Source organism: Coprobacter tertius, from assembly GCF_024330105.1.
Classification (GTDB): domain Bacteria; phylum Bacteroidota; class Bacteroidia; order Bacteroidales; family Coprobacteraceae; genus Coprobacter; species Coprobacter tertius.
In genome coordinates this window covers 38,295-51,493 of record NZ_JANDHW010000002.1, presented here as the reverse complement: position 1 = coordinate 51,493, position 13,199 = coordinate 38,295, and the positions used below count along the sequence as shown (strand labels likewise).

Genomic DNA, 13,199 nt, shown 5'->3' with positions numbered 1-13,199 from the left:
GCCTAAATTATGTATTTTTGCAGGTCGATAACCCACACGGTTCATGAATGTTGCCTAAAAACAAGACATTAATATCAATAATCGCTTCTGTTTGCACACTGCTAATCGTAAGCCTGAGTGCCCAACCCAAACGGGCCGAGGCATCAGCCTCTTTTAATGCAGGCATTCTGTTTCCGGCAGACAGCCTCGATAACGATTCGCTGACAGCCCTAATAGACAGCTTTTCTACCGGAAATGCCGGTAAGGCTTCATCCGATACCCTCCCGAACGACTCTCTTAAAACAGATACTGCAAGTGTAAAATCTAAAAAGAATGTACTCGACGATGTCGTAAAATACAAAGCACAAGATTCGATCGTATTCATGAACGGGAACATTGCTTATATGTACGGAAACGGCGTAGTAAATTACTTAGACATAGAACTGGATGCTGACGAAATACGCATGAACCTCGACAGCAGTCTCGTCAATGCTATCGGTCGACCCGACACGAGTGGTGAAATTGTAGGAAACCCCGTTTTTAAAGACAAAAGCGGAACTTACGAATCGAAAACGATGAAATATAACTTTAAATCTCAAAAAGGTTATATCACAAATATAATTACGCAACAGGGAGAAGGTTATTTTACCGGTGGACAAACAAAAAAAATGAAAGATGGCGATCTTTTTGCACTGAACGGGAAATATACTACTTGCGATAACCACGATCACCCGCACTTCTATCTTCAGTTGACCAAAGCAAAAATACGTCCGAAAAAAAATATCATTTCGGGGCCGGCTTATATGGTTCTTGCAGACGTACCATTACCATTAGCCATACCTTTCGGTTTTTTCCCTATGACCAAAAAATACTCGTCGGGTATAATTATGCCTACTTTCGGAGATGAAATGAATCGTGGATTTTATTTGCGCGACGGAGGGTATTATTTTGCAATCAGCGATTATATAGACCTGGCATTAACCGGTGAAATATACACGAAAGGTTCTTGGGGGCTCGGCGCTCAATCAAATTATGTAAAACGATACAAATACTCCGGATCGTTTAATATAGGTTATCTGGTAACGATATTGGGCGATAAGGGAATGCCCGATTATTCGAAACAAAAAAATTTCCGTCTAACGTGGAATCATTCTCAGGATGCGAAAGCCAATCCAAATATGTCATTTTCAGCCAGTGTAAATTTTACGACCAGCGGTTATGACCGAAACAATTTGAACAGCTATTATAACCCTACTACATTTACCGAAAATACTAAAAGTTCAACGGTAAATATGACTTATAATTTTCCCAACACGCCATTCAGCATTTCGGCAACTACCAATATTACGCAAAGAAGCAACGACTCTACACTGGCAGTATCATTCCCCGACTTTACACTGAATATGAGCCGAGTTTATCCGTTTAAGAGAAAGAATCCGGTTGGAAAAGAACGATGGTACGAAAAAATCAGCATGAACTATACCGGTATATTCCGAAACTCGATAGAAACGAAACAAAACTTGTTCTTGAAATCGAATCTTATAAAAGACTGGCGGAACGGGATGCAACATGATATTCCTATTTCGGCCACTTTCAATCTGTTTAAATACCTGAATCTTTCGCCTTCTTTTAAATTTACCGACCGCATGTATACCAACAAAATCCTACGGGAATGGGATCCGGCGAAATCGACAGAAGTAATGGATACGACTTACGGATTTTATAATGTTTACAATTACAGTTTGAGCGTCTCCGCACAAACGAAACTATACGGCTTTTACCAACCCCTTCCTTTTATGGGAGATAAGATACAAACAATCCGTCACGTATTCACCCCAAGCGTATCTTTTACAGCTGCCCCCGATTTCAGCGATCCCCGCTTCGGCTTTTACGATACCTATACCAAAATAAATTCTCAAGGAATACGAGAAGATGTATTGTATTCACCTTTCCAGCAAGGAATGTTCAGTACAGCACCTCAAGGAAAGCAGGGTCTTGTTTCGTTCAGCGTGGCCAATAATCTCGAGATGAAAGTAAAATCAGATCGGGATACGACCGGAATAAGAAAAATATCTCTAATCGAAAACCTTACGGCAAGTATGAGCTACAATATGGCAGCCGATTCGATGAAATGGAGTAATATAAATACTTCTATCTTAATAAAACTCACCAAAGATTTCAATCTGCAGATGAGCGCGACATTCGACACCTATACTTACCAGCTCAATTCGGCAGGCCAACCTGTAAGAGTAAACATTCCCCGATGGAAGGCTGGAAAAGGGTTAGGGCGTTTGTCAAGTACAGGAACATCATTCTCCTATACCCTCAACAATAATACGTTTAAAAGAAAAAAGGATAATAAAAAAGGGGAAATTCCACAAGCCGGAGAAAAACCGATGAGTACCGATAACCAAGATTCATCTCCCACTACAGGGGCAGACCAGAATGAAGAACAAAACAGCGAAGAACAGTTCGGAGCCGACGGTTATATGAAATGGGAAGTGCCCTGGAGTCTTTCGATCAATTATTCTATTAACTACGGTTACGGAACATTTAATAAACAAAAGATGGAATACAACGGGAAAATAACCCAGAATCTTAGCTTTTCAGGAAACGTAGACCTTACCAAAAACTGGTCGTTTAATTTCTCGGCCAGCTACGACTTCAATTTGAAAAAAATCGCATACATGAATTGCAGTATCCGGCGTAATCTGCATTGTTGGAGCATGAGTGCCGACTTTATACCTGTTGGCCCTTACAAATCGTACAATTTTCACATCAGTGTAAATTCATCGCTATTAAGCGACTTGAAATACGATAAACACGGTAGTGCATATGACCGCCTGAAATGGTACTAAAATAGATATCACCATCATTGGCCAGTACGACATTTCTTGCTAAAAATAATACTTAAAATTGTTTCAGAGATTTTTTATTCGACAGAAGAGATTTTTTCAAATAAAGCTTTTTCGAGAACCTCGATACGATTTTTATAATGAGCGTTCAATTCCCTTAATTGCTGTATTTCGGTTTCTTTTGACACAAACATATTTTGTAATGTCGAATTGAATTTTTCACATAATTTATACTTTTCGTAACGCTCTGTAAGCTCTAAAAAGGTTGTTTCATTAGTTTCTTCATATTTTATCGAACTATTTTCATAGTCTCTGCCATTTCCTTCCAAAGACACCTTTTTAAAAAAGTCTTCAATAGGTAAATGATACTCGTTACAGATCGTCAACAAGACATTAACATTCAGGTTTCCTCCACGTACAGCCTTTCCTATCGTGTTTTTGTCTATCTTTAAATAGGCAGACGCTTCTTTATAAGTAATTCCCTTCCGTTTTAAAAATTCCCGGAATCGATCTCCACAGTAAATGGTACGATTAGATTTACTCATGTTAAATAACCTTTATAGTATAAATATACCGCTATTTCAGTTCGTTTCTAATGAACTAAATTGTTAGTTTTGCATTACCAATATACGAAATTTCAGAGACTTTTTAAGGCAATAATATCTGTTGTCATAAAAGAAACTGAACAAAATGACAGATACAAAAACAAGAAAATATGAAGGAAATTTTAGAGTTGTTGCAAGCATTACAAAAAAAATGCGAATCCCAACATATAAATTACGGACTCTTTATATGTAATCAGCCACACGCCATTACCGGAGCCGCCAATTTTACATTAGAGGAAATAACGATCATGATTGAAACGATTACCCGTAATCTTCCTTATGAACAAGTTTCTTTTATACAACATATCGTAGGATTAGTTGCCGATGAAAAGAAAAAAAAGAAAGAAAACAAACTCATTAAAAATTAAGGGTTCGTTTTTTCATATTAACCAATCTCAAATAAATAGCAACGGATTTTATTCCGGATCATTTTCCTCATAATTTCAAATGGGAAACTGATTTTACAAAATATTCTTCATCATCCGGAATTCATTTTCGAAATTCGGTGTAAATATACCTTTTCCTAAATAATTCTCAATCTCTGTTATTTTCCAATACCTACCTTTTACGATTTCATCCTGGTCAGGACAGATTTTTCCATCAAAAACCGTACGGTAAGTATTCACCATTTCACGTTCAATCTCCGATTCGAAAATATAACGGAATAATAATTCGGGAATAAAGCCTTCTATCCCGAGTTCTTCCCGGCTCTCTCTCATCAAAGCCTCTTCTACACTTTCACCATAATCTATATGGCCACCGACAGCCGTATCCCATTTACCCGGTTGAATGTCTTTTTTCTCCGATCGTTTTTGCAGGTACAACTCTCCTTTGCTATTAAATAATTGTAGATGTACTACCGGATGCAAAAGTTTAGACCCGCTATGGCACTCTTTTCGGGATGCTTTTCCTACCACATTACCAATCTCATCGACAAGTGGAAAAATCTCTTCTGTCTGCATTTTTAAATTCAATTTTTATTCCGCGTTTTATATTCCCCGATCAGCTTTGCCAGTTCGTTGTAAGACATATTTTCATTTCCTTCCGAAAAAGGAATACGGAAAGCGCATCCCGATTTCCATTCGGAACATCCATACGCCGTTTTTCCTTTCAAGACATTACCTTTACCGCATACCGGGCACTTTAACGTAACATTTTTTTCTGAATCGGAGACGACTTTTGTTTCAGGATTTTTTTCTCCCGTTTTCTTTTTCTCCGTTTTTTTTCTACTCTTTTTTTCCGGCACTTCAACAGATTTCCCTTGTATCGTAATCGATCTTACGGTCTGGTCATGCATTACCTCTCGTACTACTTCAGCGACCATTTCTTTAAGTTCTTCCAAAAAATCATGAGCACTGTATTCGTCCCTTTCTATTTTACGTAACTTATTTTCCCAGATACCGGTCAACTCTGCCGATTTAAGCAATTCTTCATGAATGATCTTTATCAATTCTATACCCGTAGGTGTAGCGACAAGATTCTTTCGTTCCTTACGGATATAATTTCTTTTAAAAAGTGTTTCTATAATGGCAGCCCGGGTAGAAGGGCGCCCGATACCATTCTCTTTCAGCGCATCTCTCAACTCATCGTCATCTACCAACTTTCCGGCTGTTTCCATAGCCCTAAGCAAAGTAGCTTCGGTATATAATTTAGGAGGCTGTGTCCACTTCTCAGCTAATGAAGGTTCGTGAGGACCACTTTCGCTTTTTTTAAAATCGGGTAAAACTTTTTCTTCCTCTTCTTCTTTTTCTTTCGGCTCCCCGTCGGCAATATCCTTACTGAAAACAATTCGCCAACCTGGCTCCAATATTTGCTTACCGGTCGCTTTAAATTCCACTTTACCGGCCATTCCCAACACGGTCGTCGTAGAAACCTTACAATCAGGATAAAAGGCGGCAATAAAACGGCGAACGACAAGATCATACACCCGTTTCTCATTATCGGTAAGATTTACGGGACGTACGTTAGTGGGGATAATTGCATGATGGTCGGTAACTTTAGAATTATCGAAAACCTTTTTTGATTTCGGCAATTTACTATTCCGCAAACGGGTAACGAACGGCTCATACACAGAAGAGGCGATTAATGACTGCAATATACCCGGAACTTTCGGATAAATATCATCACTCAAAAATGTCGTATCGACACGCGGATAAGTCGTAACTTTTTTCTCATAAAGAGACTGAATATATTTCAGGGTATCTTCTGCCGAAAATGCAAATTTACGGTTACATTCCACTTGTAAGGACGTAAGATCGAACAGTCGCGGTGGGGATTCTTTTCCCTGTTTTTTCGAAACATCGGTTACTTCAAAAAGAGATCCTTCCACTTCCTTTAAGAAAGACTCCCCCTCTTCTACCGTCTGAAAACGGCCCTTTGTAACCGAAAATACGGTATCCCGATAAACGGTTTTCAGTTCCCAGTATTGTTGAGGTACAAAATTTTCTATTTCGAGCTGACGGTTTACAATAAGAGCCAGCGTAGGTGTCTGTACGCGACCTATCGACAAAACCTGCCGGTTTTGTCCGTATTTTATCGTATATAACCTTGTCGCATTAATGCCCAGCAACCAATCTCCTATCGCACGGGAAAGACCGGCTCGATACAGAGTATCGAAGTCTTCCTGTTTTTTCAAATTCTCGAATCCTTCCCGTATCGATTCTTCAGTTAAAGAAGATATCCACAATCGGTACACCGGGCACTTACATCCGGCTTTCTGCATCACCCAACGCTGTATCAACTCACCTTCCTGACCGGCATCACCGCAATTTATTACGGCATCGGCTTCACTCATGAGTTTTTCGATAATCGAAAACTGCTTCTCTATTCCTTTATCCGAAATAAGTTTAATGCCAAAACGGGGAGGAATCATAGGCAAAGTCCACAACGACCACTGTTTCCACTGAGGAGAATATTCATGGGGTTCTTTCAGTGTACACAAATGTCCGAAAGTCCAGGTTACCTGGTAGCCGTTACCTTCGTAATAGCCCTCTCGTCTGGTCATAGCCCCTACAATATCGGCAATTTCTTTAGCAACACTGGGTTTCTCGGCAATGCAAACTCTCATTTTTGTTATTTCTTTCTGCAAAAATAAGATTTAATTTTTATTCGTATATGCTATCAGGTAACAATATAAGTTATCGATTCAATCCGTCCATCATTTCCGAGAGCAGCGGCGAATTTATATATCGGGTATATGAATCGTATTCACGAGGAGTCAGCTTTCTTTTAAGATAGCGCAAACGAGGAACAAATTGCCGCGTAAACAAAAGTTCGAATGCCAATGAAGGTTCCAGACCTAATACACCGGTATAAATATCATACATTTTTCGTATCCTTATATCCTCACTTATCTCAATTTGTTCTTGCGCATATTTCGCATTAAAATCTTTCAACCGCTCATAATAACGGGGAAATCCGGCAATATCGGATCTCGACCTGACCATCGCGGAAAAAACCACCAGTTCTTTTTCCTGAGGTGTAAGGTTTATATTCATCCGGGAAAAACCCTCTAATATTTCCCCGCCGTTCAATACTCGGCTTTTCAATAAAGGAGGAATATATTCCAAACGGTTGATAAAAATTTTATATCCGGCCGCCGATAACGATAAAGGATCATCTAACGGTAGCTGATGCAAAAAACCATACCACGAAACCGGCAGCGTATCCAGGGGGTGTTCGTTGCGATAATACAATTCATAATCGAGCAATGATCTCGCCCAATCGAAACGAATATTCATCTCCATTAATTTCTTCAGCGGGGCATTCGGACGCAAAGAATCTATCACAGCTTTACGACGATACAGCAAAGAATCTTGTCGTTCTCTGTATTCAATAGAAGTCATATTCTGCATATTCCTCAGATATTCCCGGGTATTTTCCGTACAATATTTTCGGAGTATCTTTAATCCCCGGTTCTTCTCAGCCAACGATCCGTAATATTCTACACCGGTCATCAACAAATCGATATCCGCAATATCCCCGACCGGGATTATAAGTTCTTCTAAAGGAACCGAAACCCCCACAGTGCGACCCGGTTCGAGATAAAAATGCACATACCCCGATGGAAAAAAAATAGTTTGCTGCACAGGATAGCAAAGAGGCAATTCTACTTCAAAACGGCCATCAGGAGATATCGGTACTTTAATAACGGTATCTTGTTTGGTAATGACATTGTCAAAATAAATTTCCCCCTCATTCCATTGTAAAGCCGGGTGGTATCCTTTTATCCAACCTTTTAAAAAAGACGAACGATATATGTCTTCATCTTTTGAAGACGAAACACTTTTTCTCAGCCATGCGCTAAAATCATCTTGTTTTCTCACACTCCCGGTATCACCGCTAAGAGAAATCCCAATGATACGAAAGGGTGTTTCAAGATTCTCATCGACAAGATTTACCACTCCGACTCCTTCCGGAAGAGCAGGGAAATCGACAGTAAGATATACCTTCCCCGAATCGGGAAACTGAAACCTACGATCTAAATCGGCCCCATCCATATCCACAACCGACCAATATTTCGAAGTATCCCCTACATCGGTGAGTTTCATTTTACTACTCATCAACATACCTTTTCCCGGTAGGTTACGACATTCGAGATAAAACCTGATATAACCGTTTTGCTTTTCGATGCTATCGACCGAAACAATACCCGAACTTCTCGCTTCATAGTGCGGAAATCTGATTATATGAGGGACAGCAGACAGAGCATAAAAAACATTCGATATTAGTATAAGTAGCGATAACGTACATTTCATATAAGGGAGATTTTGTGTTCAATTATTAACAACAAAAAACACCCCCTTGCAGTTCGTTACCTATTAACTTAAAATTGCAAGAGAGTGTTTTACGAATATAAATGTACGACGGGAAATACGTTTCTTACCAAAGACTCATTTGTGAGGGATCGGGCTTGTTTTCCGGTTTTTCTTCGACGGCAGCCCTCTCCGCCTCCTCCTTCGCCCGTTTCTCGGCTTTCCTTTTTTCTATCATTTCAGGAGTATCGGGCCGAGTAGGTACGAGCCAGTTCAGTTCTTCGGGCATATCTTCTTCTACAACCGAAGGTTCTCTCGTCGAAGAAAAATCTTCATCAATTGAAGGGGACGTTTTTTTATTATCATTTTTTATTTCATCCGAAGATTTTTCCGCACCTTGTATTGTTTTTTTAATATATCTCTCAGGTTCGGGAAATTGCTGCTGCAATATTTCTTGTTCGGGCTCATTTTCTTTTTTTCCCTGCCGGCTCATCACCGCAGAAAGCATTTCATTGACAGAAAGTAATTCGAGTTTCAATTGTTTCACCTGTTCTTCTTCAGTTTTCAACCTATCTTCCCGTTCTGCAGCCTCTACTTTCATGGCGTCGATTTTATCCAACAATTTTTCATTATACTGCCATGCTTCCTCAGCCGTTTTTTTCAAAGATTCCATCTCCTGGGGAGTAGAATCGATTTTCTCATTACGAAGAGCCTCCATCTGTTGCTGCATTTCATTGAGACGACATGACGATTCTATCGATTCTTTTTCTCTTAATTGTTGAAGCTCGGCTAATTGTTTTTTATAATCATTCAATACAGCCGTCAAATGATCCTTCTCCGCATGCAAACGGGTTACTTCTTCTTTTGCACGAAGAGCATTATCCAAATCTTCATGAAGAGAAGCCGATTCGGCCAATCTTTCGGCCTGTTCTTTTTCATAAGCCGAAGTAAGTTCCTCGATGCGCAATCGATATTCACTGATCAGATGCGACACTTGCTCTTTTTCAGCCAACAATTTCGTAAGCTCTTCTTTGGCATGCAAAGCATTTTCAATATCCTGATGCAAAGCAACCATTTGTGCAGCATGTTCCTGCTGCATATTTTCCATCGCTTCCTTCCCGGCTACACAGTCTTTTTCTTTCTCCTGCAATACGGTAATTTGTTCTTTCAACTGAATATTCTCCTGTTGAAGAGAATCGACCTTTATAGAGCATTCGCTATTGAAATCGGTCGACATTTCAGCCATTTTAGCTTCTAATCCCGATATTTCAGCCCTCAACCGATCACACTCGTCTTGCGTATCTTTATCTTGCACTGCCGCCACTTTAAGTTTATTCAGCAACGCATTCTTTTCCATTTCAATCTGTTCTTTCTCAGCCTCAAAAGAAGCGACCCTCATCTCCAACTCATGTATCCGCTCATTCAACGCTCGCTTCTGACGTTCTGCACTTAATTGAAGGCTTTGCAGTTCATCTTTTTTCTCCACCGCATCCTTCGCTTTTTCTGTCATGAGCTTTACCTCGTTGCGCAGTTTTATTTCCTCTTCACGCCAGGTTGTTACCCCCTCCTTCTGTAATTTTTCATAAATAAAATGGATATATTCGATAAAAGGCTCTAACAAATGATTGTATATATTTCTCTTTTCCGCTTCCTTATCAATACTCTGTTTTACAAAATCGGGGACCGAACTATTAATAATCTCCGACATTTTATCGAGAATAGAGGCCGGGATTTGCTCATTTAATAAAGCGTTAACATACTCTTTGGTACGTTCTTCATCTAACGGTTTATGACTTGCCGGTTCTCTGACTTCCACATTTTCATCCTCATCCAGAGCTTTGGCATCAGCATTCCATAAAGCGTGCATCGATTTGAAAAATTTTGATTTCATTCCCTATATTAATATTTTTACTTTTCATTTTGTTTCCCCGATTACGGGTTTCATAACGATACCGATATTCTTTTTCCCGTTTATTTTTACGATTACCGGTCGGTCGAACCTAACCACCCGTAAAAACTCAGTCTCCTCTATCGCCTCACAACGGTCCAGAAAATTTTCATCATAAAAACCGTCGTTCATAAAAGAATTTACTGTAAAATATCCTACCCCGAACGATGTCAGATTCTGAAAAAAATGAGTTCCCTGACTCGGTTCTATCCGGTAATTACTCAATGCCGACTCTACAATAAGTCGAGCACTCGATATATGAGGCCATTTCACCGGAATTCCAAGTGCCGTATCGCTCGATCCCCACCTTCCGGGGCCGATCAAAATATAATTCTCCCCCCTATCGGTAAATTTACGATTAATTTTTTCGATCTCACGGGCGATCAGCATATTATTCGAGGCCCTAAAATTCTTTGTCTTCACATATACCACATGATAGAGATCATCCATTATTCCATGCCCTAAAGCCGAATTAGACTTCAACAGGGATTCCTCATCCGGTACATCTGTCACTTCATCGTCCCGCATCTCTTCGGTATCTACGATGGGACGTATCTGCAGCCAATATAACATTCCCCGTTTATTCTCCTCATTCGGCAAAGTTCCGGCAAATTCTATTTCTACATGCCGGCCCATTTCGGTAGAACCGAATTCGAGCATCATCGAAAGCAGATCGGCCAAAGGGAAAGCATCATGTTGCAGAATATTGGCAAAGGTAACGACTTTTCGTCCACCTTCATAATATCCGTCCCTTATTATCTGATCATACGGGTCGAAAGTAGAGACCATCAGACGCAACGAATTATCTTTTTCCGCCTCTCGTATATGCAACTTCAACAGATTAAAACTATCATCTACCGAAAAATTCTCCTGCATATTTTTCAAATCGAGCGCATAAAAACGAGTCTGTGTATCACTTAACGCTAAATCGAGGGTACTTGTTTGCAAAATATTACGGGGATGTTTGGGAGAAAAGCGAAGACTTCGTCCTCCGTCTACAATATATTTTCCTAATCCTACCGCCAGATCGACCACGCCTTCCTCCGGTTTTTCATCGTTTATCGGATAATAATTTAACGAGCGACCTACCCCCGAAAATGACGGATAAAATCGGTCATCGTATTGTGTACCCACGACTTCCTGCAAAATTATCGCCATCTTCTCCTGATCGATGACATTCGAGGTTGCAGTCATATAAGCCTTACTATCGGCATAGAATACCGACGCGTACACTCCCTTTATCGCATCACTGAGCATGCGTAACATTTCGTACTTGTCCTCGAGATAAGGAATCATATAAGTAGAGTATATTCCGGCAAAAGGCTGGTAATGAGAATCCTCAAGCAAACTCGAAGAACGAATGGCAATAGGTCTTTTTACAACATCGAAAAAGGTCAGGAAGTCGTCGATGAGATAATCCGGAAGACGGGCTCTGAGAAAATACTGTAAAATCTGTTCGTCGGGTATATCCGACAAGGCAACATGATATAGATTATTCGACTGCATAAATTCATCGAATATATCGGTACATAACACGACCGTTTTCGGTACCGTAACACTTACACCGTTATAATTTTCGAGAATAGGATGCCGTTTTATCAATGAATCGATAAAAGCGAGTCCCCTCCCCTTTCCTCCGAGGGACCCCTGTCCTATACGGGCAAAGTTAGAATACTTATCGAATCGGTCGCGCTTGAATATGGCAACCACCCCTCTGTTCTTCATTTTGCGGTACTGCACGATCGCGTCGAAAATAAGCTGACGCATAGCCTGCGATTCACTGATATCGGTAAATTGCTTTCTCCGAAGCAATTCGGCGATGGGGAACATCGCGCGAGAATATAACCAGCGGGATATGTGATTACGGGACCCATGATAATACAACGATTCATCGGGAACCGACATGATCGTATTTTGCAGATCTTTCAAATTACGAACCGTATATAAAACTTCACCAGTCTGAGGATTGATAAACTCGAAATCTCCGAATCCAAAATTTCTTAAAATCGTAGAACCTAAATCAACAGGGAGTTTTTTCGAATTTTTATCGAGAAAACAGGCATTGAGTTTTAGTGCCAATTTCTGATTCTCTGGTTCCGACGACTCGATGATTAAAGGCAAAAACTCGTCTCTCTCTCTTATATACGAACAAAAACGAATTCCAGCCTGTGGATCCTTTACTCCTTCGCGTTTAAACGATACATCCGATATAATCCCCAGCACATTATTCGAATACCGGTTATAAATTTCGATCGCCTCTTCATAGGTTCGGGCCAATTTAATCTTAGGCCGTCCCCTCATTCTCAGCATCTGTTCATGCTCATTTAAAGCTTCGGTAGAGAATATTTTAGACTGGTTTAATACGAATTTATATAAATGAGGCAAAATCGAAGAATAAAACCGAATAGAATCCTCAACCAGCAAAATCATTTGCACCCCTACCTGATTGATATCTTCCTGAGCGTTCATTTTATCTTCGATAAGTTTTATGATAGCCAATAGCAAATCGGCGTTTCCTAACCAGCTAAAGACGTAATCGATACCACTAAGATCTTCGTTACTAATACGTTGCGATACTTCTCTCGAAAAAGGGGTAAGCACTACAATCGGAATATCGGGATATAATGTTTTTATCTCTTTACATTTCTCAAACGCGTCGCTTTTCTCCATTCCCGGCATCGTAATAACCAAATCGTAACGTTTTGAAGACAACTCGTAAAAAGCGGCATCAAAATCATTTACCTGTATTACCCGAGGCGGAGAACTCAGATTTAACGAAACGTATTCAAAAAATATTTGCTCGTCTACCCGGCCGTCCTCTTCGAGCATAAAGGCGTCATAACGACTGGCAATAAGCAATACATTGAAGATACGCTTTTGCATTAAGTTAGCAAAAGTGGTATCTTTTAGGTATAATTGATTTATATTTTCAGTATTCATCACCATTTTAGAAACAATCAGCTTGCAAAATGTCAGATTCAATTAATAATCTTTAATGTTCAAATTTAAGAAAAATAATTTTTTTATTCGCATAAATCATTAATTTTGCGTAAAGGCA

8 protein-coding genes are annotated in these 13,199 nt (G+C 39.9%); 2 read left to right on the top strand and 6 right to left on the bottom strand.

The window, feature by feature from the left end; all coding sequences use genetic code 11:
- Nucleotides 1-47: 47 nt before the first annotated feature.
- Nucleotides 48-2,837: a putative LPS assembly protein LptD gene (locus tag NMU02_RS02140; protein WP_255025506.1), complete on the top strand. Its 2,790-nt coding sequence runs from the start codon at nucleotides 48-50 to the stop codon at nucleotides 2,835-2,837.
- A 74-nt stretch (nucleotides 2,838-2,911) separates the two neighbouring features.
- Here NMU02_RS02140 and NMU02_RS02135 read toward each other — a convergent pair whose 3' ends face one another.
- Nucleotides 2,912-3,379 (bottom strand): helix-turn-helix domain-containing protein, encoded by a 468-nt coding sequence (locus NMU02_RS02135; RefSeq protein ID WP_255025505.1) that lies wholly within the window; start codon nucleotides 3,377-3,379, stop codon nucleotides 2,912-2,914.
- A 170-nt stretch (nucleotides 3,380-3,549) separates the two neighbouring features.
- Between NMU02_RS02135 and NMU02_RS02130 the strand changes: the two genes are divergently transcribed.
- Nucleotides 3,550-3,807 carry a hypothetical protein gene (locus tag NMU02_RS02130; protein ID WP_255025504.1) on the top strand — a complete coding sequence of 86 codons (258 nt, stop codon included), beginning with the start codon at nucleotides 3,550-3,552 and terminating at the stop codon, nucleotides 3,805-3,807.
- 93 nt (nucleotides 3,808-3,900) lie between these two features.
- On the opposite strand, the gene NMU02_RS02125 is transcribed toward NMU02_RS02130, so the two are convergent.
- The 5 genes from NMU02_RS02125 to NMU02_RS02105 form a co-directional block, all read right to left on the bottom strand.
- Complete coding sequence (locus tag NMU02_RS02125) at nucleotides 3,901-4,401, bottom strand: NUDIX hydrolase (RefSeq protein WP_255025503.1); 501 nt, start codon at nucleotides 4,399-4,401, stop codon at nucleotides 3,901-3,903.
- 8 nt (nucleotides 4,402-4,409) lie between these two features.
- A complete protein-coding gene (locus NMU02_RS02120) occupies nucleotides 4,410-6,506 on the bottom strand; it encodes a DNA topoisomerase 3 (protein ID WP_255025502.1) in 2,097 nt (698 codons plus the stop codon).
- Nucleotides 6,507-6,576: 70 nt separating this feature from the next.
- Complete coding sequence (locus tag NMU02_RS02115; RefSeq protein ID WP_255025500.1) at nucleotides 6,577-8,196, bottom strand: hypothetical protein; 1,620 nt, start codon at nucleotides 8,194-8,196, stop codon at nucleotides 6,577-6,579.
- A gap of 124 nt (nucleotides 8,197-8,320) precedes the next feature.
- Nucleotides 8,321-10,084 (bottom strand): coiled-coil domain-containing protein, encoded by a 1,764-nt coding sequence (locus tag NMU02_RS02110; RefSeq protein ID WP_255025499.1) that lies wholly within the window; start codon nucleotides 10,082-10,084, stop codon nucleotides 8,321-8,323.
- 24 nt (nucleotides 10,085-10,108) lie between these two features.
- Complete coding sequence (locus tag NMU02_RS02105; protein WP_255025813.1) at nucleotides 10,109-13,084, bottom strand: PEP/pyruvate-binding domain-containing protein; 2,976 nt, start codon at nucleotides 13,082-13,084, stop codon at nucleotides 10,109-10,111.
- Nucleotides 13,085-13,199: the final 115 nt, after the last annotated feature.

Bases quoted from the DNA above. Each gene is read 5' to 3' on its own strand.
- NMU02_RS02140 (WP_255025506.1), top strand. From the start codon at position 48: ATGTTGCCTAAAAACAAGACATTAATATCAATAATCGCTTCTGTTTGC.
- NMU02_RS02135 (WP_255025505.1), bottom strand. From the start codon at position 3,379: ATGAGTAAATCTAATCGTACCATTTACTGTGGAGATCGATTCCGGGAA.
- NMU02_RS02130 (WP_255025504.1), top strand. From the start codon at position 3,550: ATGAAGGAAATTTTAGAGTTGTTGCAAGCATTACAAAAAAAATGCGAA.
- NMU02_RS02125 (WP_255025503.1), bottom strand. From the start codon at position 4,401: ATGCAGACAGAAGAGATTTTTCCACTTGTCGATGAGATTGGTAATGTG.
- NMU02_RS02120 (WP_255025502.1), bottom strand. From the start codon at position 6,506: ATGAGAGTTTGCATTGCCGAGAAACCCAGTGTTGCTAAAGAAATTGCC.
- NMU02_RS02115 (WP_255025500.1), bottom strand. From the start codon at position 8,196: ATGAAATGTACGTTATCGCTACTTATACTAATATCGAATGTTTTTTAT.
- NMU02_RS02110 (WP_255025499.1), bottom strand. From the start codon at position 10,084: ATGAAATCAAAATTTTTCAAATCGATGCACGCTTTATGGAATGCTGAT.